This is a genomic window from Vreelandella vilamensis (genome assembly GCF_031451755.1).
Taxonomy (GTDB): Bacteria; Pseudomonadota; Gammaproteobacteria; order Pseudomonadales; family Halomonadaceae; genus Vreelandella; species Vreelandella vilamensis.
This window is the reverse complement of sequence record NZ_JARWAN010000002.1, coordinates 74,753-98,801: the sequence shown is the minus strand read 5'-3', so window position 1 is coordinate 98,801 and position 24,049 is coordinate 74,753. Positions and strand designations below refer to the sequence as shown.

At 52.2% G+C, this 24,049-nt stretch carries 17 protein-coding genes, 1 tRNA gene and 1 pseudogene; 13 read left to right on the top strand and 6 right to left on the bottom strand.

Annotated features, from left to right (window positions below; translation table 11 throughout):
- Positions 1-14 precede the first annotated feature (14 nt).
- Positions 15-1,832, bottom strand: a complete 1,818-nt coding sequence (locus QC823_RS01630) for a diguanylate cyclase domain-containing protein (RefSeq protein WP_309654622.1) — start codon at positions 1,830-1,832, stop codon at positions 15-17.
- A 240-nt stretch (positions 1,833-2,072) separates the two neighbouring features.
- Positions 2,073-3,140 (bottom strand): biotin synthase BioB, encoded by a 1,068-nt coding sequence (gene bioB / locus QC823_RS01625; RefSeq protein WP_309654621.1) that lies wholly within the window; start codon positions 3,138-3,140, stop codon positions 2,073-2,075.
- Positions 3,141-3,325: 185 nt separating this feature from the next.
- Here bioB and QC823_RS01620 point away from each other — a divergent pair.
- Positions 3,326-3,412 (top strand) — tRNA-Leu (locus QC823_RS01620).
- Positions 3,413-3,464: 52 nt separating this feature from the next.
- Here the strand turns inward: QC823_RS01620 and QC823_RS01615 are convergent.
- Entirely contained in the window at positions 3,465-4,493 is a 1,029-nt protein-coding gene (locus tag QC823_RS01615; RefSeq protein WP_309654620.1) for a tyrosine-type recombinase/integrase, read from the bottom strand.
- 374 nt (positions 4,494-4,867) lie between these two features.
- Between QC823_RS01615 and QC823_RS01610 the strand changes: the two genes are divergently transcribed.
- Positions 4,868-5,971 (top strand): hypothetical protein, encoded by a 1,104-nt coding sequence (locus tag QC823_RS01610; RefSeq protein WP_309654619.1) that lies wholly within the window; start codon positions 4,868-4,870, stop codon positions 5,969-5,971.
- Positions 5,972-6,010: 39 nt separating this feature from the next.
- On the opposite strand, the gene QC823_RS01605 is transcribed toward QC823_RS01610, so the two are convergent.
- Positions 6,011-7,582 (bottom strand): ATP-binding protein, encoded by a 1,572-nt coding sequence (locus QC823_RS01605; protein WP_309654618.1) that lies wholly within the window; start codon positions 7,580-7,582, stop codon positions 6,011-6,013.
- A gap of 170 nt (positions 7,583-7,752) precedes the next feature.
- On the bottom strand, positions 7,753-8,457 hold the full coding sequence (locus tag QC823_RS01600; RefSeq protein ID WP_309654617.1) for a SapC family protein: 705 nt from the start codon (positions 8,455-8,457) through the stop codon (positions 7,753-7,755).
- Between the two features lie 114 nt (positions 8,458-8,571).
- On the opposite strand from QC823_RS01600, the gene QC823_RS01595 reads away from it, so the two are divergent.
- The gene (locus QC823_RS01595; RefSeq protein ID WP_309654616.1) at positions 8,572-10,524 is read left to right on the top strand and encodes a hypothetical protein; all 1,953 of its coding nucleotides are present in this window, start codon (positions 8,572-8,574) and stop codon (positions 10,522-10,524) included.
- A gap of 193 nt (positions 10,525-10,717) precedes the next feature.
- On the opposite strand, the gene QC823_RS01590 is transcribed toward QC823_RS01595, so the two are convergent.
- Complete coding sequence (locus tag QC823_RS01590) at positions 10,718-11,863, bottom strand: YagK/YfjJ domain-containing protein (RefSeq protein WP_309654615.1); 1,146 nt, start codon at positions 11,861-11,863, stop codon at positions 10,718-10,720.
- Positions 11,864-12,519: 656 nt separating this feature from the next.
- Between QC823_RS01590 and QC823_RS01585 the strand changes: the two genes are divergently transcribed.
- The 10 genes and pseudogenes from QC823_RS01585 (at position 12,520) to QC823_RS01540 (ending at position 24,043) form a co-directional block, all read left to right on the top strand.
- On the top strand, positions 12,520-12,852 hold the full coding sequence (locus tag QC823_RS01585) for a hypothetical protein (protein ID WP_309654614.1): 333 nt from the start codon (positions 12,520-12,522) through the stop codon (positions 12,850-12,852).
- 98 nt (positions 12,853-12,950) lie between these two features.
- Positions 12,951-13,919: a DUF932 domain-containing protein gene (locus QC823_RS01580; RefSeq protein WP_309654613.1), complete on the top strand. Its 969-nt coding sequence runs from the start codon at positions 12,951-12,953 to the stop codon at positions 13,917-13,919.
- 107 nt (positions 13,920-14,026) lie between these two features.
- Positions 14,027-14,203, top strand: a complete 177-nt coding sequence (locus QC823_RS01575) for a hypothetical protein (protein WP_309654612.1) — start codon at positions 14,027-14,029, stop codon at positions 14,201-14,203.
- Positions 14,204-14,247: 44 nt separating this feature from the next.
- Positions 14,248-15,024, top strand: a complete 777-nt coding sequence (locus QC823_RS01570; protein WP_309654611.1) for an ERF family protein — start codon at positions 14,248-14,250, stop codon at positions 15,022-15,024.
- A gap of 51 nt (positions 15,025-15,075) precedes the next feature.
- The gene (locus QC823_RS01565; RefSeq protein ID WP_309654610.1) at positions 15,076-15,687 is read left to right on the top strand and encodes a lambda exonuclease family protein; all 612 of its coding nucleotides are present in this window, start codon (positions 15,076-15,078) and stop codon (positions 15,685-15,687) included.
- 164 nt (positions 15,688-15,851) lie between these two features.
- Positions 15,852-16,271, top strand: a pseudogene (radC, locus tag QC823_RS01560) (RadC family protein); the annotation flags it as partial.
- Positions 16,272-16,531: 260 nt separating this feature from the next.
- On the top strand, positions 16,532-16,744 hold the full coding sequence (locus tag QC823_RS01555) for a helix-turn-helix domain-containing protein (protein ID WP_309654608.1): 213 nt from the start codon (positions 16,532-16,534) through the stop codon (positions 16,742-16,744).
- Positions 16,745-16,753: 9 nt separating this feature from the next.
- Positions 16,754-17,269 carry a BREX-3 system P-loop-containing protein BrxF gene (gene brxF, locus QC823_RS01550; RefSeq protein WP_309654607.1) on the top strand — a complete coding sequence of 172 codons (516 nt, stop codon included), beginning with the start codon at positions 16,754-16,756 and terminating at the stop codon, positions 17,267-17,269.
- Entirely contained in the window at positions 17,266-21,069 is a 3,804-nt protein-coding gene (locus tag QC823_RS01545; protein ID WP_309654606.1) for a DUF6079 family protein, read from the top strand. The genes brxF and QC823_RS01545 overlap by 4 nt, the downstream gene beginning before the upstream one ends.
- A gap of 10 nt (positions 21,070-21,079) precedes the next feature.
- On the top strand, positions 21,080-24,043 hold the full coding sequence (locus QC823_RS01540) for an ATP-binding domain-containing protein (RefSeq protein WP_309654737.1): 2,964 nt from the start codon (positions 21,080-21,082) through the stop codon (positions 24,041-24,043).
- Positions 24,044-24,049 lie beyond the last annotated feature (6 nt).

Below are 24,049 nucleotides of genomic sequence, written 5' to 3'. Positions count from 1 at the left end.
GCCACGCGGTGTAATCACGTGTGCTGATGAGCACAAACGACACGGTTTTTGCCGTTCTCCTTGGCTTGATACATGGCGTTATCGGCGTTTTGCAGCCATTCTTCGGTGGTGCGCCCCTTCTGTTTTATCGCAATCCCGATACTGGCGCCCACCGTAATGGGAGGGGTGTCTTCAAGCTCGATAGGGGCAGTGAGCGCGCCGAGAAGTTGATGCGCGCGACGCTTGACGACTTCCTCGTCGGGTAAGTTGGTCATCAAAATTACGAACTCATCCCCGCCTTGGCGTACCACTAGGTCCTCCTCGCGAGCTTGCTTGGAAAGTCGTTTTGCCACTTCAATAAGTAGCATATCGCCGGCTTCGTGGCCGTAGGTGTCATTAATGGGTTTAAAACCATCGAGGTCGATGAACAACAGCGCATCAAGTGTGGTATCGACTTGTTGCTTGGTGGGCGTGGCTAAGAGTCGCTCTTCCATCGCCTCATTGAGCCGGCTGCGGTTGTTTAACCCCGTGAGGTTGTCGTGAAAGGCTTCGTAACGAAGTCGCGCTTCGCGCTGACGTGACTGCGTTACGTCGTCGATCGAAATAACCGCGCCCTGGCGCTTATTCACTAGCACGATAGGCTTGACACGCAGCACCACGAAAATCGTTTTGCCGTTGCGCTGATAAAGCGTTGTATCGCGAAACTCCGCCTCTTCGCCGGCGGTGATCGCTGTAAGGATGGGGCAGTCCTGCATGTTGTGGGTGTCAGAAGGCAGTGCATCGAGTGCCTTGTCTGCAGGCGGCTGATGGAGGGCCGTATGCAAATTCTTGCCTTCAAGCGAAGATGCCTCCCAGCCAGTTATTTCCAGTAGATGCGAATTGGCATAAAGTACTCGGCCTTTCTCATCCGTCACGCACACGCCGTGTTCAACCAACTGCAGCACGGTCCGCACCTCATCAAGTAGCGCCTTACGACGATAGGTTTCTTGATGGTATTTACGCAGTATCCAAATTAATCCCACGCTAATAAGCACCAGTACGACGAAGCTTAATAAAAGGCTAATCAGCATCGATGGGAGAACGTTTGCCCAGGGAAGCGAGGCCTCAATAGTCAAGCGATAGTCGGGATCGGTCTTTTGCGCGTTAACAAAGGCACGATTTAAAGGCCCGGTAGGCTGTTCAAGCGGATGTTGACTAATCAGAGCATCATTAGCGCCGGTTAAGCGCAAAAGAAGCCCGGTGGATTGACTGAAATGCTCAAGCCAGCGTGAGATTTCTGCCATTTCCAGTATGGCAACTAAAATAACGGGTTGAGAGGAGACGCTAATGCGGTAGCTGACCAGAGAATAGGGAGGTGCATTACCGGCTTTGGGTTCGGGAGCATAAAAGCGTGCATACGCCAACCCGTTTTCGTGCTCTCGAATAAAGTCGCGGTTGGCCATGGCAAGCATCTTTTCACGCTCAGGGGTTAATCCCGTCGAGGAGATGCGTCGGCCTTCGGTATCAAGAGCCGCTAACATGACCACATTCGGTAGCGCTTCGCGCACGTCTGCCAGCGCCGCCTGCAAATCAATGGATAAGCCCGTGGTGTTCGCGTCAGGAAGGACAAGGGAATTAACGTCGGTATTCTCATCCAATTGAGCGAGGGTCTCGGCAAGTTCGCTTAACCCGTTATCCACTTGACGGAAAAAAAGCTGAGAACTAGTGAGAATTGACGATAAGTGGTTCTCGATATACACCTGATGCTGGCGTTTTGTTTCGAAAAACCCCGTGGCAATCGAAATCCCATAAAGCAGCCAAATAAGTATCAGTAAACCGGTCAAACGATGAGAGGATTTTTCGCGGGTAGGCATGGGGGATCTGCTGTTGATATTGCTATAAAAACAATATGTTAAAAATAGAGTATTCCATATCACTCTGTGCTCAAAATGGTTTGAGTTCAGACGCGAAGCAACCAAGACACCAGTAGGGGCGATTGGGCGGTAGATTCTACACGCCCGATCTGCCTGAGGGTACTCATCTACTGGAAGGCGCTACAGTGGGGGCGTCTTTGCCCACGCGAGGACGTGTTCCAAGCGGCGCCGGGGCATCGTTCAGTGCAGGGCTGAGGCATCGACCGCCAGCGCTGCCACTTGTTCGGCACGGGCGTTATGCTCGGCCTTTTGGGCTAAGCGCTTGGCGTGGGTGGCTTCATCTTCGCAAGTTTCCCGGCGCTCTGGGTGAAGGCCGAGCTTGGCGAAGAGCGCACGGTCGATATCAGCTTGAGGGTTGCCGGTGGTGAGCAGTGTGTCGCCGTAGAAGATCGAATTGGCGCCCGCCAAAAACGCCAGCGCCTGGGTGGACTCGCTCATCTGCTCGCGACCGGCGGAAAGCCGCACATGGCTTTGAGGCATCATAATCCGCGCCACCGCGATGGCGCGGATAAACTCAATGGGGTCCAGGTCCTCGACGTTTTCCAGCGGCGTGCCGGTCACTTTGACCAGCATATTAATGGGGACGGATTCCGGGTGTGGCGACAGCTTGGCCAATTGTTGCAGCAGGGCGCTGCGGTCCTGGGCGTCTTCACCCATGCCGAGAATACCGCCGGAGCAGACTTTCATGCCCGCCTCGCGCACGGTGGCCAGGGTGTCCAGCCGATCGCTAAAAGTGCGGGTAGTGATGATCTCACCGTAATAGTCGGGCGACGTGTCCAGGTTATGGTTGTAGTAATCAAGCCCCGCCTTTGCCAAGCGGCTAGCCTGTTCGCTGTCGACCATGCCCAGCGTCATGCAGGTTTCAAGCCCCAGGGCTTTGACTTGGCGAACCATCTCTTCCACCACTAGCAGGTCTTTATCCCGCGGGCTGCGCCACGCTGCCCCCATACAAAAACGGCTGGCGCCGGCTTCTTTCGCGGCCTTGGCCTGTTCGACGACTTTTTCAATTTCCAGCAGCTTCTCTTTTTCTAGCTGCGTGTTGTAGTGGCCGGACTGGGGGCAGTATTTGCAGTCTTCCGGGCAGGCGCCGGTTTTAATCGACAGCAGAGTCGAGACCTGTACCGCATTGGCGTCAAAGTGTGTTCGGTGGACCTGTTGGGCTTGAAAGAGAAGATCGTTAAAGGGCAGCGCAAACAGCGCATTAATTTCGTCAAGCGTCCAGTCGTGGCGGGGAGCGGCTGTAGTCACGAGTAAACCTTTTTGATTATGAAAGTTGACGCGACTTTATCGGCGTTGCCTTTTTGTTGTCAACTGGGACTGTCTATGCAGTTTACTTCGATGCGGTTAAGTCAAGTGCCTTGGCGCTTTTCTCCTAGTCAGCTTCACCAATGTGATTGACCTCGAAGGTAAAATACGTATAATGCCCAGCCATTGCCGGTGTGGCGGAATTGGTAGACGCAGCGGATTCAAAATCCGCCGCTGTAAAAGGCGTGGGAGTTCGAGTCTCCCCACCGGCACCACTTTAAAATCAGACGCTTAGGCGTCTTTTTTTATGCCTGAAATTTGCCCCAATCAATGCTTGGTCGCAGTTTGGTCGCAGATGGTCGCGCCAAACGATCCACTCAGGCTCGGCAATTTGCTGCCGATCGCATCCAATCCTCCATCAAATATGTGGCTGTAGCGACTGGTGACCAGAAGGCTCGAATGCCCTAGCAGGTCGCGCACCGTGGTCATGTTCTCACCCGCCTGGGCTAACAGGCTGGCGTAGCTGTGGCGCAGATCGTGGAAACGTAGATCCGGTCGGCCAACGGCTTTGCGTGCTGCATCCCATGTCCAGCGGAGTGTGTACTGGTCGCTGGCAAACGGAAGGTCGCGCAGCCATGGCTGAGCGTCCACCGGCACCGGCACCACTCGCGTTTTGCCGTTTTTGGTTTGATCTGGTCGCAGCAGGATGCGACCGCCGTGCACGTTTGATGGCTCCAAAGAAAGCAGTTCTCCCCGACGCAACCCGGTAAGTGCCGCAAGAGCGATCAGCTTTTTATCGTCGCCGCGTTTATCTGGTATGGCTTTCAGTAGTTGCTGCAACTCGCCCACTGTTAGATAAACGTGGCGCTCGTTTTTCGGGTTCGGCTTTTTGAGCTTGTCGCCTAGTGGCCTGTCCAGCCATTCCCAATCCCGATACGCCAAATTGAGCACGCGCTTCACCACCTGAACGTGGTTGTTGATTGTGCTCTGGCTCCTGCCTTGTGCTTTTAGATCGCGCGCCATTTTGCGCGCTTTGTCGACTGATTCCATCCCGAGCAATACCTCCTCGCCCATGTAGGCGATTACCGGCCGGATTGCTTTGATCTGGCTGGTCACGTCATATTCATCAATCCAGCGCTCCACGCCTTCAAGAAACGTGCGCCGAGGCGCTCTGCCCATCAGCTCGCCGTTAAACCGCGCATCGTTCAGTGCGGTTTCGCGCGCGGCGGCATATTCCCTTGCCTGGCGCTCCCCTTCGCGCGTGCCTGTAAACGAGCGTTGATGTCGTTGACCGTTGTACGTTTCCGTAACGACCCAACGCCCGCGTTTTTCTCTGTATCTGACTGTGATTCCCATTGTGGCTCCTCGATGTGAGGGCCGCGCTTGCAGCGCGAAGCATAGCCCTCGACAGCGCTGCGCTCAAACCGAACCGCAGCACCCACCTGCATAAATCCGATTTTGGCTTTATTGGCGTAGACCCAGCTGGGGCTCATGCCCAGCCATTCAGCAACTTCTTCGGGCCTTAGTAGCGCGCTGTTCATTGTTTGCACCTCGATAACGACTCGTTGAGCAAATCTTCGCTGAGGTGCGGAGGGGATTATGCGGTGCGGCTTAAGGCGCTATTTAGGATAAGCAGGAGTGTTGACTTTTATTATCTTTAGTGGTCGTTTTTTATTGCAGCGTCGCTGCTTTGGTGTGTAATCTACTGAAAAAAAGAGGAAATACAGGCCATGTCTTCACTAAGCGACACGCAAGAAACAAGTGGCACAAGGAAGGAGGAAGCGCGAAACAGGCCAGTTGCTATTTACCGTGCGGTGGGCATGACCCTCTGCAGTGAAGCTTCCTGCCTTATCGAGCGTATCTTTGATCTAACCAATGTCCGCGCGCAGAGTGCCCGAGAGGGTAAGGTCAGTTCTTTGTTTAATGAGATTGAGAGCGGTGGGCTGCAGCATGAGCACGATGTAAAGATCATTAAGCTTATTCAGGGCAAAAAAGCGTATGCGGAACAGCAAGAAAACTATGCAAACCAGGCGCTTCGTTTCGCCATTTCTGTGCAGGTTAAATTTAAGCAGTGCTTAGCCGGTTTTGAAGCTGCTAGTGGCGATCGTTTGGATACCAGTGCTCACGCTGTTTATGCACAGATGCTTGCTGACATGATGGAAGCGCAGCGTCATTTTTCAGCGTTAGAAATACTTAACAATCTCAACAATCGAAGTTTTACCCAGCGAGCCAGCAAAGGCGGCCATAGCCAGATAAAACCTCCGTCCCAGAAAGAAGAGCAGCAGCTGTTGGAAGTTATTGTAAAGTCTATATTTTACAATGATTTACTTTCATTGCGGCAGATAAAGAAGGGTAAGCCGGATCAACTTGCCAAGCTTGCCCATGATTGGGCAGAGCGCATTTATGCCGTTAATCGTGAATTTAAGTTTTTGACTATTCATTCGCTGGATCAGCTCAAAGGGCAAGTCCATACGCTACTGCTCAAACGATTGAAATTTGATAAAGACCTTTCTGCTTCTGGGGGAGGGGCTTATCGTGCGATGCCCAGGGTAAAAGAGCTACAGGAGATGTTTGACGCTTCGCGAACGGACCAAACGGCAAAGATCGAGGCGGAAATTGCGCGCGATCAGGGGCGTGTTGAAGGCTTGCAATTGGCGTTAGTTCACCAGTTACAAGCTAAATTTGGTGAAGTGAACGAATCGCAGCTGCAAAAAATCAGGCTGATTACGGAAATGGAGGCATTATCGCTTTGCTTCGAACGTCTTGATGACACTGGCTTTCTGGAAGACGTTTTAAAGCCTGGTAATGCTGAAAGTCTTAGCTCAAGCGATTAAGGAAACACTTGGGGCTTCAGCAAGCTAGAAGAGCTGCGTTTATAAGCTCCCTTTTAAAATATCCACATCGAACGCCACAATCTGTCGCTTTTCGCTGGAGAATTCCACTCCTATAAGGTGAATGGGCTTACCAGTGGCGCGGTACTTGTCGGCATAGCCTTTCTGCTTGATCTGTTCCAGCGCCTTACCTTCGGGTAGCTGTTCCACGACCTTGAACTCGAACAGGTAGAGATGGCCGCCGAAATCAACGCTCATGTCCACACGTCCATGGTGGCTAGCATCCTCCACGGTGACGTTTAGCCCCAAGGCGGCAAAGTGACTGTAGAAGACGCTGGCATAGTGCCCTTCGTATTTTGCGATAGGGTTATTGCGGTACCAGTCGTGCGGCAGCCCGGCATAGAGCGCCTTGAGGTGAGTTTCCAGGCCGGCGAGGTCATGGTGCTGCAAATGCTTGAACAAGGTGCGCCGCTCACGCGGGGCGTTCTCGACGCCCAGCGACGGTAGCAGCGCGTGGTTCAGGCTGGTCTCTACCTCACGGTTGGGAAAGCCCAGGGTGTACTGACGGTAGCCCAGCATGGGTTCCTCGATCTGCTTGATGGTCAGGTAGCCGGTCTGGAAGAGCAGGGCGTCGGTGCTGATGTTGTCTACGTCGAACTGGTTGAGCAGCTCGTACTCCGTTTCCCACTGATCCAGCTGAGGAGTGAAGACACCCCGCTGCTTGAGGACATCGACCAGGAAGGTGGGCGTGGCGCTCTCGAACCAGTAGGGACCGAACTCGCGCTTCTGGAGCAGCAACAACACATCGAAGGGGTTATATACCGATGTCACCTCACAGCTCCCCCAGCGATAGCCGTTGTACCACTCACGGATTGCCTCGCGGTCCAAGCCAGGCAGCTCCGGAGCGAACACCGAATCGATGTCTTTATCGGTATAGCCGCAGATCGTACTGAAGGGTGCATCCAGCGTAATGTCATTGAGGTTATTCAACCCCGAAAACAGGCTGACCTTGCTGAATTTGGAAACCCCAGTGATCAGCACCAGGTGCAAGTGAGAGTCAGCGTCTTTGATCACGCTGTAGAGGTTTTTCAGCCCCTCGCGCAGCTCACGGGCTCGCTCCGGACTCAGGATGTTGTCCAGGATGGGCTTGTCGTATTCATCGATTAGCACCACCGCCGGTTGACCGTGGAGCTGGTGTGTTTGGTAAATAAGCTCACGAAAGCGGCCGGCAATAGAGGTATTGCGTAGAGAAACGTTTAACGCCTCGGCTTGGGCGTTAAGCAGTTCATGGATGTGGATGTCCAGCGCCTCGCGGCTGGTCAACACACCGTCGCCAAAGCTCAGGCGAATCACCGGATAAGTGGTCTGCCAATCCCAGCGGTCGTGAATATAGAGACCCTTGAACAGCGCCTGACGGCCTTCGAACAGGCAGCGCAGGGTATCGAGCAGCAGGCTCTTGCCGAAGCGCCGGGGGCGCGACAGGAAGTAGAACTTGTTCTGGTTGACCAGGCGCTCGATCACCGGCGTCTTATCGACGTAGTAGTAACCCCTCTCGCGGATTGCCGAGAAGGTTTGAATGCCTATCGGTAGCCTTAGGTGGCGATCATTCGCCATATTGGCCTCCAGAGTACAAAATATTTTGCTAACAGCAGTTTATCACACCGGGATGAAAGAGCAGGGTTAACGCAAAATACCACTAGATTTCCACCTGACGGCATAAAAGCGGCCTGGTGGCCGGTATTAGGCGTGTTAGCCATCATGCTGTTGGTTTTACCGGCTGAGCCTTATATTACTCCCGATGGGGGGCTCTCACATGATGCATGATTCGATGTGTGCTTCACCACGAAGTCATCCGAAGACTGATGAATTCTCATGGCAAGATCATACGCTGCAGTGCAACGGCTACTATCTATCGCCTCTAATCTTTCCTCCAGTTTCTCCGGATTAATGCGGTAGACGTCATGGAATTGTTCAAGATAGTGGATATGCCATTTAGTTAAGCCTCCTGCTTGGTCAAGCAGGCTAATTAGCTCATGGGTATGCTCGGTTCGAGCTGCTTGCTCTTGAAGGCGGGTGACGATGTTTTGCAAAAACACGGTAGGCTCGCCTGCTTTTGAGAAGAGCCAATGACCCACATTATTCGGCCAGCAGCGCCAGTGTGGCGTCTCTAGGTCAGCATGGAGCAAGGTGTACTGTGTTGTGTGTCCTTTAGGGCCGACGCCGACAGCGGATTGCAGAGCGAAGGGGTAAGTCAGCCATCGTAGCGGAGTGTAACCCTCTAAAGGGTTTTCATGCTGGCTGGTAGCTAAGATGGCTTCAGGCAGCGACCCCGGAGCTGCTGGCAGGATAATAGGTATGTCACGATCAGCCAAAGCCTCCATATCGTCGAACAATAATTCGACGCCTTTTTGCTCAGTAGCAAACACGTGGTTGTCGATAGGCAGGTAACGCAAGTTGGCGTGAACTTCCGGGTTCAAGAGCGTGAGCATGAGCTATCCTTAGACTTGGTGTGCAATCTGTCTTGGTTTTTAGTTTGCGTAATGCGCTTGTTTTTCACGTAATTTGCTACGCTATCGTTTTCAGGGTAAGTGTAGGGCATTTTTATGAGCGTCTTTCGCGATGGTAAAGAACTTCGAAGGCAACGTGAAGAAAAACAGAGATTGCTGCAAGGAGGGGAGAGAGTAACAGGTGGTGGAGAAATGCACGGACGAGAGCAACCCGCTGAATTGTTTTCCCAATATCAGCCACAGGGTTCTGAGCCTGACGCCATTTTTAAGCAGCCTCAGGCATCTGAGCAGCCGTTCGAGACGTATGCAGACGTGGCACATCACCGACAAACACGCTCACTATACCAAGGGCATAGTGGGTGGAACGCTAATGGGTTGATAACGTCTCAGCCCGACACGGTGACGCCGTCTCCAAGCCACTTCTCGCAATCACTTCCTTTATCTCATCAACAACCTACTCAACAGCAAGACCACTCGCCATCTCGGTCACATGAATCATTGACTGGTGGCGAATCTATTTGGACGTCTGAGGCAGTAAAAGCTCTTTCAAATAGCCAGCCTAGTGATGCTTCTCCTGCTGAAGGGGAGACCAAAAAAAAGTCTTCCTATTACCGTCAGCGTCGTATTGATCGTGTCTCCGTTTTATTAAGAGACCGCTACGTGCGAATTACCAATGAAGCGAACAGCGCTTTACTGGTGGACACCCACACCGGAGAGGTAGTGCCTGAGGTAATTGATGCCATTTCAGCACCTTTAGCGACTCAGTATCGAAATGCTCATGGAGCTGAAGTTTACATAGGGGAGATCAAACGGGCTTTAGATCACTTCGGTCAGTCAGTACCCCCTTGGGAAGCGAAAATTTTCTTTGGTCGGGCGGGCTATGATCCGCAAAATCGGCAACGTTATATTGATGCAGCACCAGGAAGTTGCCTGACATTTGACAATTACGCTTCGTATTACCGAGTCGTGGAAGGTCAGCCGCGTATTCGACCCACGCAAAGCCGCCCTCTTGCTAATCTGGCTCATATAGGTAATTGGCATCCCGGTTTAGTAAATTCCCTATTTGATCACACGGTGTTATCTCCTGAATCGGATTTACTGCTCATTGCCTGGATGATCTTAAGCTGGATGCCAGACAGAAAGCTGGTCATGCTGGAGTTGTTGGGCGCTGCCTCTGCTTCTCTAGAGCAGGCACACACTCTTGTCAGAAACGTGGTCGACCCTGCCACGGTGGCCGAGCGCAACGATTTGCCGAGCAACGTCAAACAGTTTAATGACTTAGCGCTCAAGCACTATCTGCTGAGTTTCAATCACGTCGAAGCCCTGACGCCTACCCAGCAAGATCATCTTTTCAGCCTGATGCGGGGTAAACAAGTCGAGTGGCAATGGAAGGGTAATAAGGTGGACGTGGACATTACCGTTCAGTGCCCCGTTATGCTCAATAGTCCGGAAAGTGTTGCGACAACGCCGAAGCTCGCCGATGCAACCTTGAGTGTTGAAGTGGAAGAGGATGATCACCATTACGCTATGCCAGGACAAATGCCATCTACGGAACCAGCAATCGTGGCCGGTTTGCTAATGATTTTTGGGCAGGTCAATGCACAGTGGTGGAAGGTGGAATATGACAAGGATTTTGATCGTTACGGTGGCTTGGCCGATCTCTGTCGCGTGGGGGTGTTGGTGGCAGAATGTTTGCGCCAAGACACGGATGCGTTTTGGCAGCAGTTCTGGGCCAATCAGCGAGGTCGGCGCGAGTTCGAGCTGGAAGAGTCGCCTGTGGCGTTAGCCGTAAAAATGATGCTGGATGACGAACCAACGGGGGTTATCGATATCTCGGTCAAGGAGTGGCAGGAACGTCTTGAGGCCTATCGACCTGAAGGTGCGTCTTCAGAGCTGTGGCCGACTCGCTCAAGAGGCGTAGGAGCAAAGTTCAAGCAGATAAAGCCCTTGCTACGCGATATCGGGATCACCCTGACCTCGAGGGGGCAGCGTGGTCCCCTGCGCTACTGGCGGGCGGAAAAGACGATGCCGCCTTACATGAATGAATGAGAATGAATCTTTTATAGCCATGACGTTGAGACGTTAAAATTTTAAAAAATGAGAAAATAAGCGGTATAGTTCGCTATTTCAGCCTATTCCCTTTTCTCAATGTCATGATGTCATGCTTTGGTTAGCCTCCACCCACCGTAAGGGTCTATACCGTAGGCAAGAGGCGATTAGTTTTGATTCAGGAAATTTGGATTTAAGGAAAGTCGACATCACCCACTGACCAGGAAGCAGGGGACTGACGAGGGCGCCCAAGACGAGGCCCCTCACCTACATCAGGCTTGGGACTGGTCTGGAAGGTACGGCCCGTCACCAGCATTGAGGCGTACTCATCGATCTTGGTCAGGTAACGGGCGATGAAATCCAATCCACGCTGCTTCTCGTAGTCGTGATACTCGATTTGCCCAAGCGCGTTGTAGTGGTAGGTGTTCTCTGCATTGCGATTACAGTTGCGGTAGTGCCCTTGCCCGCCCGTGATCGAGCGAGCCCACAGCTCACCAATCAGACGCGCGTGGGTAATATCTTCTTGCACATGGTGACCATGGAAGAAAAACAGGAAATGGTAGTGAAAGCCTTTCTTGGGTCGCCACTCCAACTTCCAGGCGTAACCGACCAGATGGGTGAAAAGGGGATTTTTGTGGAAGGCCTGGCACAGCTGCTCACGATGATAGCGGGCGGTTTCGTAATCGATGTAAGGGCCATCGATCTCGGTGTAGCTCAGATCCACTCGCAGTACCGTCAGACGGCTGTAGCGTTCAAAGAGCGCCCCGATCAACTCACGCAGGCGCTTATAGTTATTGCGGCTGTTGCGCCGATTCCGGTTACATTCGCAGGTGAAGTCCGCTTGTTTCAGGCTCTGGTACCAGGCACCCAATCGTTGGTTAAGCTCTATGACGGTTTGCTCCGCCATGTCACGGCTCATGGTCGGCGGCTGATGGAAGCCCGCTTCTCGCAGGTAGGCACAGCTAGCGAATGCTTGCAGAAAGCGCGTCGCGTAAGGGCTAGGCCGATAGTGCTGACCGATCTCGGTCTCGCAGAACATCGTGATCAGCATCGTATAGAGCATGGTCAACGTGTCCAGCAAGGCATCCGGGGCCAGCACCACGATATGGCTGCCGTAACCATCGGGCTGTATCACCCGCTGGCTATCCAGCAACGGCTCTGTCGCAGCCAACGCCTTGAGCTGGCGATCCACCTCGATCACGTCCTGCCGCCAAAGGTGTTGGGTGTGCATCATGATGTCTTGGCCGAGAGCGGTCGTCTCCAGCATGGCATTGTCCATGACCTGGCAAATGGCCAGCATGTCGGCTTCGTTCAAGGTGTCATCGGTGTCGTGGTACATGAGAAAAACTCCAGGCAAGAAAAGGGCTTGAGCGTCATGCTCGTACCATCGCCTGGGTATGTACGGAATTACGTCACTGCTGGGTTACCGGGTCAGGCCACTCCCAAGGGGGGCCTGCCTATTACCATCACTGCTTACTACTGAGGAGAGGTGTCGTGACTCGGCTTCACCGTCACTCCCTCGTTGGTATCGGCTCTTATTACTCAGATGCACTTCACGTCGGGAAGGTCGGTGCGATCCTTTTGGGGATCGCCCCTTCCAGCCTTGGTGACGCTATTGGGCATTAAGACGGATATGAGATCCGTCGTTACCGTCTCCCATCTTTCTGCCTATTGGGCTCTACTACGTGAGCCCATTGCCTCTCTGGTGCTACTGAGTATTCCTATTAGAACCCTTTGTTATAACCAATAACATACAAAGCCAAATACCCATGGCGTGCCCAGGTAGAGAATACCGAGGATTAAAGACCTCATGGCCGGTAAATTCCAGGCATAGTGAAGGTAACTAGCTGAAAAAGTTAGTGTTTTAAGAAGGTGGGTTGCTGATGGGGTAACTGCCCATTCGATTCCAATAAATCTCAGCCCTTTATTACCTCCATGAAGCCAGGAACGATCGGCTTCGTTGATCGTTACAACATCATCTCTGGAGGGTTGTCTATGTCAGTCTATTGTCCGAGCTGCGGCTCGCATCACGTCATTACCCGCAATGTTGGCCGTAAAGTTGGCGGTACCACGGGGGCCGCCGCTGGCACAGCATCAGGCGCAGCGGGGGCGTTGGGCGGCGCTAAAGCGGGCGCTGCCATTGGTGCCTTTGCCGGACCGGTGGGAATAGGTCTCGGCTCATTGGCCGGGGCCATCTTCGGTGGCTTGGTCGGGGGCACCGCCGGTGGCGTCGCCGGGGCCAAGCTGGGCGAAGAGCTGGATACCAAGGTCCTCGATAACTACGAGTGCCGCACCTGCGGTCACGCCTTTCGCCCCCACGTCGAATAAGAACTTCGATTTTTCTCTTTAATCATCACGACGTCTAGCCCGCGCCTATTGGCAGCGGGCTGTTATGCCGTGCCTAACGTTTACACAGGAGATTTCCCATGGCGCATTTACTGGAACAAATGGCGTATGTCGGTACTACCCCTTGGCATGGCTTGGGGCAGCAACTTTCTCGCCACCAACCGCTGGAAGTGTGGCGGGAACAGGCCGGTATGGATTGGCATATCGAAGAGGCCCCGGTGCGCTTTATTGCCGAAGGCGCAAGCCATCTCGGCAGTATTCACTCATTCCCTGAACAAAAGGTGCTCTACCGCTCGGATACCAAGTCGCCGCTCTCCGTGGTGTCGCAGCGCTATAAGGTGGTGCAGCCAGAAGAAATTCTGGAGTTTTACCGAGATCTGACCGAGTACGCTGGGTATGAGCTGGAAACCGCCGGGGTACTCAAAGGTGGGCGTAAGTTCTGGGCCTTGGCGCGTAGTGGGCTGAGTACGTCGCTAAAAGGCCAGGATGAAGTGAACGATTACCTGCTGTTGGCCACGTCTTGTGATGGCACCCTGGCGACCATGGCCACTCCGACCACGGTTCGGGTGGTGTGTAATAACACGCTCCAGATCGCTGTCGATGGCACCTCACAAGCGGTGAAGGTGCCCCATCGCTCTGAGTTTGATCCGCGTGCGGTGAAGCGTCAGTTGGGGATTTCGGTCTCGCAGTGGAATGACTTCATGTACCGGATGAAAACCCTGGCGGAGCGCAAGATTGACCGGCGGGAAGCCCAGCAGTATTTCCAGTCGGTGATCTGTGGGGCAGAAACGCCGCTGGATGATCCCTCCAAGCTGCCCAACTACCGCGCGCTGAACAAGGTGCAGAAGCTCTATCACGGCGAAGGTCGGGGCTCTCACCTGGTGACGGCGCAGGATACCGCCTGGGGCTTGCTCAATGCGGTGACCGAGTACGTGGACCACGACAAGCGGGCACGCAGCAATGATACCCGCATGGACTCAGCGTGGTTTGGCCAGGGGGCTCAGCTTAAGCAGGAAGCCCTTGATGCTGCCCTTGCCCTGGTGGCGTAGGCCACGACGCTTTTGGCTTTCCTTTTCTAACCCTGTCTCTACGGCATAAACGCCTCGCTCTCACCAGCGGGGCGTTTTGCTGTGGGGTTTATACCGCGAGGTGACTCATGACGTTTATTTCCCATGCCGTCGAAACGGCGCTAACCCGTCTCACTCAGCAACTCATCGCCCATCAAACGGATCGCGCCGAAACGTTGGTGTGCGCCAGGGGCGATTTCTACCGGGCAGAACTGCGCCTGGAACGGATTGAACCGTCGGAACTCAGCCAGTACCTGCCGGACTGACGGCGCTTTTCTCATCTCACTCTCTTAATCGCAGGAGGTGCCCCATGGCACAACGTATTGATGTAGTAAATTCTCACCGCACTGCCCCATCGTCGGCTATCCAGGCCGACGCCAACCTGAAGGCGTCCCCGGCATCGGTCGAGGCGCATCCCACCGCTGACAGCACGGCCATCATCCAGGTGATCGAGCGTGCCGCCCTCAATCCGGATGTCGATATCGACAAAATGGAGCGCTTGCTGCAAATGCAGGAACGGGTCATGGATCGCCAAGCCATGATGGCGTATAGCGCGGCCATGGCCGCCATGCAGACGGAACTGCCCAGTATCGAAGAACGCGGTAAAACCAATAACGGCTTCTACGCCACCTTGGAAGACATTGTCGATACCGTGCGGCCGATTATGCAGAAACACGGATTTGCCGTGAGCTTCCGTATTCAGACGCAGGAACGTGGCATTCAGATAACGGGGGTGCTGATGCACAAGGATGGCCACCGCGAAGAGACCAGCATGCTGCTACCCGCCGATGTCAGCGGTAACAAAAACGCCGTGCAGGCGTTTGGCTCTTCCACCAGCTACGGCAAGCGCTATGTGCTGTGCGCGCTGCTCAATATCACCACACGCGGGCAAGACGATAACGGCAATGCGGGCGGCGGCGTGAAACTCGTTACGCCGTTTCAGGCAGGGCAAATTCAGCGCTTGATCAGCCAATGCCCCGCGACCACCCAGGAGTGGTTCGGCGGCAAATACGGTTCAGCGGTGCAGGTGCCACAAAGTGACTTTGACAAGCTGCGCGCCTCGCTAGCGAAGCGAGCCGTTCAATAACCAGCGCTCCCACTCTTATCCAACCTAAATCCTCATTCAAAGGAGGCCACCATGGACGTGCTTCACATGGAGCAAGGCTCCCCCGAATGGCTGGCGGCGCGCTTAGGGCGCGTCACCATGTCAGAACTCAAGACCTTACTGGTCAAAGGCAAAGGTCCTGGTGGATTTGGCACCGGGGCCTTTTCGTATATGCACCAATTGATTGGCGAGCGGATCACTGGCGAGCTGGCCGAGCCGTTTCAAGGCAACGCCCATACGCGGCGCGGCCATGAGCTAGAAGGCGTGGCCCGCGAGCTTTACCGCGATGCCACGGGAGAAGCTGAGCCGCAGGAAGTCGGTATTATTCTCAATCACGACGTGGGTTACTCGCCCGACAGCCTCATAGGCGATAACGGCCTGTTGGAAATCAAAACCAAATTGCCTAAATACCAGATCGAGGTACTGCTAAGCGGTGAGATTCCCGCCGAGCACGTCGCGCAGTGCCAAGGTGGATTATGGGTCAGCGAGCGGGAATGGATCGATTTCGTGAGCTATTGGCCCGGTATGCCGCTCTTTATTAAGCGCGCCTATCGCGACGACATTATGATTCGCACCATTGCCGAGCGCGTTGAGGCGTTCCATGAAGAGATGGAGCGCCGTATCAGTCAGGTGATGGCGGCTTGATGCCAACCACTCACCGATACGCAACATATCTGACGACATAAACGCCGGGGCCAACACCCCGGCGTTTTCTTTTTTTGGAGGCAACCATGACGCACAGCAAACTCAAAGCCGGAGAAGTGGCGGGCACGTATCACGTCACCTCGCCCGTGACCGAAACCGACATCATCACCATGGCCAAACGCTTTGCGCGGCGTAAGCTCGCTAAAGGCCGCAAGATTACTCAGCCTGCTCAGGTCTTTGAATACCTGCGGCTGTTATTGCAGGACTACGAGCACGAGGTCTTCAGCGTGTTGTTCCTGGATAGCCAGCACCGTGTGATCCGATTCGAGGAGCTATTTCGGGGCACAATTGATGCCGCCAGTGTCTACCCACGGGAAGTGCTGAAGGCAGCGCTGGCCTACAACGCCGCCGCTGTCATCCTGGTTCACAACCATCCCAGCGGTGACCCGGAACCTAGCGATGCTGATCGGCGTATTACTGAGAGACTTAAGGAAGCCCTGGGGCTGATGGATATCAAGGTGATTGATCACATTGTGGTGGGTAGCGAAGGCTGTAAATCGTTTGCAGAGCTAGGTTATCTTTGATTATGAATAGAACATCGCGCCGAAGCTACTTGAAAGGGGACGGAGTTTAAGCGATAAGCTTTTTTGGTTAATTTTCCTAGCATGGGTAAAAACCAAAACTATACGGCTCTAAGCAGTCCTATGCCCTTTTACGCAGATTAAATTTATTGAGTGCCTTTTAGTGCCAAGTTATAGTCATCAGCTATGTGAGCTAGGTTTACATCGCCTCAATTCAACAACGTACTTTCAGAGCGGTACCTGTTGCCCATCAGGAGCGGGAAATGGCTAATTTCGAAGACCGTTGGTTATCAGTAGATGAAATAAGTAAATACCTCGGTGTCAGTGGTGACACCGTCTATCGCTGGATCGACAAGCATTCGATGCCGGCTCATCGGATGGGGCGGTTTTGGAAGTTCAAAAAAGATGAGGTTGATACCTGGGTTAAGGCTGGCGGTGCGGCTGATAGACCCGATAAGTCAAATACCGAGCAGTAAGGAGCTATTGTGGCCGAGCGGATACCCGACAAAGTAAAGCGATCACTTCAGTCAGCTGAAAAACTTTATCACCGTCTCGTGTTGCTAGTGGGCGAAACCAGCTCTGGAAAAACCGGTGTTCTTCAAAATATTGCCGAGGAGTTTGGGGCAACCGTCATCAACGTCAACCTGACGCTATCAGGCGAACTGCTTGAGCTGACAGTAAAGCAGCGGACGCTTCGGTTACCGGGCATCCTTGACAAAATAGCCGCTCAGACTCAGCCACTCGTGGTGCTGGATAATCTAGAAATCCTATTCGATAAGGATCTTCAACAGGATCCCTTGCGCTTGCTGCAGTCCATCTCGAGGAATCGGACTGTGGTGGCTTCATGGAATGGAGTTATGGATGCCGGAAGGCTTTTGTATGCCGAAACCGGCCATCCCGAGCATCGTAGCTATGACTCGGTCGGAGCACTGATTGTGGACATGGATGGCACGGCAACGGTCGATTCGGCTAATAACGATATAGAGGCAGGGCAGGTATGAAATACGGAGAACTTATTCAGTTCGATCCGATTGAGACGGTCGTTCAATTGCGTGATGCTGGCAAATCCAGTGCCGCGCATACGCTCGTGAGTTCATATGTTATTTCTGAGGAAATGGCAGAGAAACTCACTGGAAGAATTTATAAAAATGGAAAACTAGAAAAAGAGAACGTTGAAGCTCTCTTTCTTCAGCTCCAATTTGAAAAACCGGTCGATAACAAGGGCCTGCTGGTCGTCGGTAACTACGGAACCGGTAAATCGCATTTAATGTCAGTGGTCTCGAGCCTTGCCGCAGACGCGTCTCTTCTGGATGAGTTGAACCACGACGATGTTCGCGACGCCGCTGAAAAGGTCGCTGGTCGTTTTAAAGTTATCCGTACTGAAATCGGAGCCACCACAATGTCCCTGCGCGACATCTTGGTGGGCGAATTGGAAGAGCATCTCGAAAATATCGGCGTGGAGTATGTGTTTCCCAAAGCAGGAACCATCAGCAGCCACAAACGTGCCTTCGAGGACATGATGGCCAAGTTTGGCGAGATCTACCCTGAACATGGCCTCCTGTTGGTGGTCGATGAGCTGCTCGACTACTTGCGTACCCGCAAGGATCAAGAACTGATCCTCGACCTCAATTTTCTCCGTGAGATCGGTGAGGTGTGTAAGGACCTGCGTTTCCGCTTCATAGCCGGTGTTCAGGAAGCTATTTTTGACAGCCCTCGCTTCGCCTTTGTTGCCGATAGCATCCGTCGGGTTAAGGACCGCTTTGAACAGGTTCTTATCGCCCGCAGTGATGTAAAATTCGTTGTGGCAGAGCGCCTGCTTAAAAAGACGACCGAGCAACAGGCCAAGATCCGTGAATACCTGATGCCCTTTGCCAAATACTACGGTGGACTTAACGAGCGTATCGATGAGTTTGTTCGCCTTTTTCCGGTGCATCCTGACTACATTGATACGTTTGAACGAGTGACTGTGGTGGAAAAGCGTGAGGTGCTCAAAACGCTGTCTATGAGCATGAAAGGCATCCTAAGTAAGGATATACCGCAGGACGAGCCAGGTTTGATTGCATTCGATAGTTACTGGGATGTTTTGTCAACCAATGCTGCTTATCGAACAGTGCCAGAGATCAAGCAGGTGATTGACTGCAGCAACACGTTGCAGAATTTAGTTAACTCAAACTATCAAAAGAAAAAAAATAAGAATTTTGCACTGCGAATAGTTCGTGGGCTAAGCGTACATCGCCTTACGGTGGGTAGCCTTTCATCGCCGAATGGACTTACTGCTGAGGCACTTCGGGATTCCTTATGTTTGTTTGACCCAATGATTGCCGAACTTGGAGGCGATGATCCTGCAGATGATCTGCGTGGTGAAGTAGAAACGGCAATCCGCCTGATTAGCCAAGCGGTCAGCGGCCAGTTTATTTCAGCAACAGAAATTGATGATAGAGGGAGGTTAAGCGGTCAGTTCTACCTTGATGTTTCCAAGGACATCGATTATGACGAGAAAGTAAGAACTCGGGCTGAAAGCTTGGGTCAAGGCCAGCTTGATCGCTTCTATTACGAGGCACTTAAGCGGGTCATGGAATGCCAAGATGCCACCTATGTAACTGGCTACAAAATCTGGCAACACGAACTCGTTTGGCAGGAAAGAAACGCAGCCCGTACAGGCTATCTTTTTTTTGGTGCTCCGAATGAGCGTTCAACAGCTGTACCCACCCGGGATTTTTATCTGTACTTTATTCAGCCCTTCGACCCAGATGGAAAGCTAAGCCGTTTCATAAACGAAAAAAACGGGGATGAAGTTTTCTTTCGCTTGAAAGGTCACAATGAAGAATTCCAAACTGCATTGAAGAGTTATGCAGCCGCACTAGACCTTGCAGCTACCTCATCGGGTCACGCTAAAGTCACCTATGAATCAAAAGCTAACGCTTTTTTGAAAAGGCTCGTCCAGTGGCTGCAGAAGCATATGAGCGATGCGTTTGAAGTGACTTATCAGGGGCGCACAAAGTCTATGACCGAATGGGCCAAAGGAAAGTCGGTCCGAGATCTGTCTGGTCTTTCGCCGCATGAAACTATTAACTTCCGCGACTTGGTGAATACTATTGCTGGTGTTTGCCTAGCTACGCACTTCGAGGACCAAGCTCCAGATTATCCATTCTTTTCTGTCTTGATCACCGGCAACAACCGCGCCCAAGCTGCTCAAGATGCACTAAGAACCATTGCTGGGCAGAACCGTACCAAGCAAGCCACTGCCGTATTGGATGCACTGGGATTGCTTGATGGTGAGAAGATCGATCCCTACATGTCGAACTACACCAAGTTCATCCTTGGTGTAGTTAAGGCGAAAGGGCATGGTCAAGTGGTAAACCGTAGTGAGATTATCCAGGATGACTACGGCCTTGAATATATGAATCCGGGAGGTTCGCGTTTAGAGCCTGAATGGGTGTGTGTATTGGTGGCAGTGCTGGTTTACGCCGGTGATATAGTGCTCTCCATTCCAGGCAGGAAATTTGACGCTACAGGGCTACATCAACTGGCTTCAACCAGCATGGATGAGTTAGTCCGCTTCAAGCATCTAGAGCAGCCCAAAGAGTGGAACCTGCCTGCGCTCAAGGCGTTATTCGAGTTGCTAGGCTTGCCTCCTGGGAACGCGCAATTGGTGACGCAAGGGGGTGATGAACCAGTTCAGCAGTTGCAGCAAAGTGTGAGTAAGATCGTCGAGCGTATCGTCATGACCCAGCAGACCCTGCGAGAAGGGCTTTCTTTCTGGGGGCTGGACTTACTTGCGAGTACCGACTTGGCATCTCATACCGCTGGCCTGGATAAAGCAAAAAACTTCTTTGAATCACTCCAAGCGTATTCCTCGCCGGGTAAGCTAAAAAACTTCCGTTATAGCGCTAACGAGGTGCTGGCCCATAAAAAAGCTGTGAAGGCACTCGATGAATTGGACGCTCTACGGTTATTTATGATGGAGCATGGACCAACCGCGTCCTGGCTTTCCGCAGCAGAGGGAGTGTTGCCTGCTGATCATGAATGGATAGATCGCATGATGACCACCCGTAAGGATGTGTTGGATGCTCTTCAGCAGACAGATCTAACCGAATTAGCGAGCCAGTCACGGAGCATCGGAGCCAAACTCTCGAGCTTGAAGAAAGATTACACTGTGGCCTATATAGGCATGCACACTAAAGCGAGGCTCGGTGTAAGTGATGATCAGCGAAAAGCGAGCCTGCGTAACGACCAGCGGTTACAAGACTTGCTCAAGCTAGCCGGTATTGATTTGATGCCCCGGCAGCAGCTCACCGATTATCAGAACCGCCTGGCTGGGCTGACAACTTGTTTTGAACTGACTGAGCACAACCTTCGATCCTCACCCGTATGTCCGCATTGTGGTTTTAGGCCTTCGGTCGAAACTAGTTCGGCGATAGGCTCGCAGATCATTGATCAAATGGATGCCCAACTCGATACCATGGTAGCGGCCTGGACCTCTACCCTCCTCAGTAACTTGGACGATCCAATCACTCAGTCCAACATGAGTTTGTTGAAGAGCGAAGACCGTGAACCGCTGGAAGTCTTTTTGCAAGTGAAGAAACTACCAGCGCCTGTTGAAAATAATTTCGTACAAGCCCTGAAAGAAGTGCTGTCCGGTTTAATTAAGGTCACAGTTAAAGCTCAGGAACTGCAACAAGCGCTAGAAGTTACCGATGGACCGGCCACTCCGGCAGAGATGAAGAAGCGTTTCGAGGTATACATTGATCAGCTCACAAAGGGGCAAGACCCTACAAAAGTAAGAATCGTCATGGAGTGATATCGTGGGTATGGAAAAAAAAGAGAAAATATATAGATCAAAAGAAGAGCTAGAGGTGCTCACTGGTGTAATCGACTATGCCGATAGAATGGTCTACGAAGAAGGTCGCCGTGCCCAGTACGAGCCACTGAGGCGACATGCCTACGGTAAGACAGTAGTTATCGATACGGAGAATGAAGGTACATTGATTTTTCGTCTCAGCTCGACGCCAGCTGTCTACCCGAACCGCTCATCGGGCTATGCTACGCCCCATTCGCCGGTGGGGAGGCTGTGTGCAATTTTGCAAGCTGGAGATAAGCGTGAGTCGCCCCTTTGGGGCAGTTTTACTGTTTCAGAGGTTCGTATTTTTGACCGTTTTGAGGGAGCAGCATTTGAGCCCAATGTGCGCAATTTTTTACGCATGGAACTGCGGCAGAAACAAGGAAAGACAGAGGTCACCAATCTACGGGCTTTCCTGAATAAAAAAGCTACAGCGCTAAGCACTGGCTCGAGCGAAAAAGAAAAGCGAGATAAAAGCCGAACTGCCCACTCACCAGAGCCCCCCCAAGAGTTACCCCCTGTTGAGCCAATTGAGTCGCCTGCTCCTGTCGCTCTCACTGTGTATGAAATCGACGAAGACGAAGATGAAGAAAATTGGATGATCGCTGATCAGGAAGAGGAGGATGAAGACCAATTAATCGGGCCATCAGTTGTGGATGAGTATTTTGGTCTTAGTGAGAGGTTCTATTTGGATCGTACGCCTCAACAGGACCAAGTGATTTCTCGTTCACCGATAGGTGCTATGTACGTTGAAGGTGTTGCAGGGTCAGGAAAAACCTCGGCAGCGCTGGGGCGGACCAAGATGCTTTGTGACTTCAACGCCCAGAATGTTTTTGGTGAAGAAGAGTTTCGGGACATTCATGGTGAGCTTGGAGATTATTGGTCCGGCACATTTGCCGGTCAGTTTTCACCGGAAAGTAGCGTAGGGTTTGTACGCACGGGGGAATTAATACAGTACCTTAAGGAGACCTGCCGCCGTCTGGACCTGCCTAACCTTCCGGTTCAAGAGTACCCTGAACTTCGCAGTAGACTTCGGCAGTTTCGACAAGTCGACCAACCGCGTAAAGGGTCGCGACGGTGGTCTGGGCTTGATAAACCCCGAGGGACCCATCCAGATACCACTATGACGTGGTTGAAAGCAGCAGATCGTGCCATTGCCCATCAATGGGCAGCGGTTCTAGTGAAGTCGGTGCCTACTGTTGATGAGGTCGTGAAAGTATTCAAGCCAGACGTTAATCACCTTGCTGCTGGGATTGCTCGACCTGCGATAGAACGACTTCGTACTGAGCTAGCGTCAATAAGTCGAGATTTAATTCGTTCAAGGGACGAGGGCCGTTTTGCACTTGATGGCCTAGCAAAGAGAATTAACAGCTGTATCGAGAGTGTTCGTGATGAAGTGCTGGGCCCCAACACATTTTGGGTAAACCTCGGCGAGCATTATTGGCATGCGTTCAGCGAACACGAGCTAGCTAAGCTACTGATTTCTGAGAAAGTGGCACTTTATGTAAGCACATCTGCTCGACTAGTGTTTTTTGACGAGAATGGTTTGGTGGATTCTCAGCTCACTATGCTCAGTCAGTCAGATGAACCATTGCCATCTGAGCAAGTGACAAAGGATTTTTTGGCTAAAAATAGATGCTTGGTTCGCGACGAGAGGACTGGCGAAAAATTACTAGCTGTTATTTCTGATGTCGAGGACCTTTATTTTCGACTTCTTCCTGAGTCTGCTCAGAAGTTGTATGTCCAGCAGGCGAGACGACTCAAAAAGTTGCAAGTTCAACGAAAACTGGGACAAAAGCAGCTGCCCACTACACCCGCTACACAAAATGTTAAAAGCGAACCTGATGAAGAACAGCCCGGTGACGGTCTACCTGCTAAACCAAAAGAACAGGAAATAACAAGCAGGTCTGTGAGGACTGTATTTTCAACGGGAATGCGTAGAGCGTTATTAAATCCTCTTGGGTTTCTCGCTGACGCCTATGTAGATGCCTTGGAGTCGGATGCAACACAATTTCCCGACCAGAAAGTTGCCATACAAATCGTAGAACAACTGAATGACAGAAAACTGTCACATGAAGACATTGATCTTCTGCTGTGTTTATTTCATCTGGTGGGCCGGGGATTTGAGGGTAACCCGAAACGATTAACCACAACTTTTTTTTATCAGTCAGTATTTGTTGACGAAGTACAAGACTTTACCGAGCAACAAGTCTATCTGATGTCGGAGCAGGCGAGGCCAGAGTATTCTGCCGTAACCGTGGTGGGGGATTCTGCTCAAAAACTTCACAATGGTAGCCGAATCGATGTGCGAAGCTGCTTTCCAAGCAAGCGCCTGGAAGAAGTTAAGTTGAGCAAGAACATGCGGCAGGCAGAAGCACCAGGTATTGCATGGTTTAGTGCTCGGTTCCGATTGGAAATGCAGGGCAGTGCGCTGGGTGAGATTCCTGACGATGAACTGCTGGAGCGGTTGATCAACGCACCTGATGACATCAGAGGCCCAGAGCTGTTTCACTTTGCAGAAAAGTTTCAGTTGATTACCAAAACAGTCGATCTGCTTAAATCTGCAAAACCTAAAGAAACGGCAGTGGTTATTTTGCCAACAGAGGAGCTTGCGACGAAGTTCTTTGATGCCTGTAAACCAAGCCTGGCCGAAGAGATGGTCGATGCTGAAATGTCCGACAAAATAGATCTTTCACGCAGGCATATTCGGCACTTTACTTCAATTAACAATGCCAAGGGCTTGGAGTTTGACTTGGTAATTCTTCCATATTTCGAACATTATGATTTGACGGATGCCCAACAGCAAAATCAGATGTACGTGGGGTTGACCCGGGCGAAGCGTCGCTTGGTGTTAATGGGCCACAAGGATAGATCACCGTCAGCGTTTGATCACATTTGGCAACAATATCTAGACATCCTAGCTATCGCTCAGTGAATGGAG

Bases quoted from the DNA above. Each gene is read 5' to 3' on its own strand.
- QC823_RS01615 (WP_309654620.1), bottom strand. From the start codon at position 4,493: ATGGGAATCACAGTCAGATACAGAGAAAAACGCGGGCGTTGGGTCGTT.
- QC823_RS01585 (WP_309654614.1), top strand. From the start codon at position 12,520: ATGTCAGTCTATTGTCCGAGCTGCGGCTCGCATCACGTCATTACCCGC.
- QC823_RS01565 (WP_309654610.1), top strand. From the start codon at position 15,076: ATGGACGTGCTTCACATGGAGCAAGGCTCCCCCGAATGGCTGGCGGCG.
- QC823_RS01540 (WP_309654737.1), top strand. From the start codon at position 21,080: ATGGAAAAAAAAGAGAAAATATATAGATCAAAAGAAGAGCTAGAGGTG.
- QC823_RS01610 (WP_309654619.1), top strand. From the start codon at position 4,868: ATGTCTTCACTAAGCGACACGCAAGAAACAAGTGGCACAAGGAAGGAG.
- QC823_RS01630 (WP_309654622.1), bottom strand. From the start codon at position 1,832: ATGCCTACCCGCGAAAAATCCTCTCATCGTTTGACCGGTTTACTGATA.
- QC823_RS01605 (WP_309654618.1), bottom strand. From the start codon at position 7,582: ATGGCGAATGATCGCCACCTAAGGCTACCGATAGGCATTCAAACCTTC.
- QC823_RS01555 (WP_309654608.1), top strand. From the start codon at position 16,532: ATGGCTAATTTCGAAGACCGTTGGTTATCAGTAGATGAAATAAGTAAA.
- QC823_RS01595 (WP_309654616.1), top strand. From the start codon at position 8,572: ATGAGCGTCTTTCGCGATGGTAAAGAACTTCGAAGGCAACGTGAAGAA.
- QC823_RS01545 (WP_309654606.1), top strand. From the start codon at position 17,266: ATGAAATACGGAGAACTTATTCAGTTCGATCCGATTGAGACGGTCGTT.
- QC823_RS01570 (WP_309654611.1), top strand. From the start codon at position 14,248: ATGGCACAACGTATTGATGTAGTAAATTCTCACCGCACTGCCCCATCG.
- QC823_RS01590 (WP_309654615.1), bottom strand. From the start codon at position 11,863: ATGTACCACGACACCGATGACACCTTGAACGAAGCCGACATGCTGGCC.
- QC823_RS01600 (WP_309654617.1), bottom strand. From the start codon at position 8,457: ATGCTCACGCTCTTGAACCCGGAAGTTCACGCCAACTTGCGTTACCTG.
- QC823_RS01580 (WP_309654613.1), top strand. From the start codon at position 12,951: ATGGCGCATTTACTGGAACAAATGGCGTATGTCGGTACTACCCCTTGG.
- QC823_RS01575 (WP_309654612.1), top strand. From the start codon at position 14,027: ATGACGTTTATTTCCCATGCCGTCGAAACGGCGCTAACCCGTCTCACT.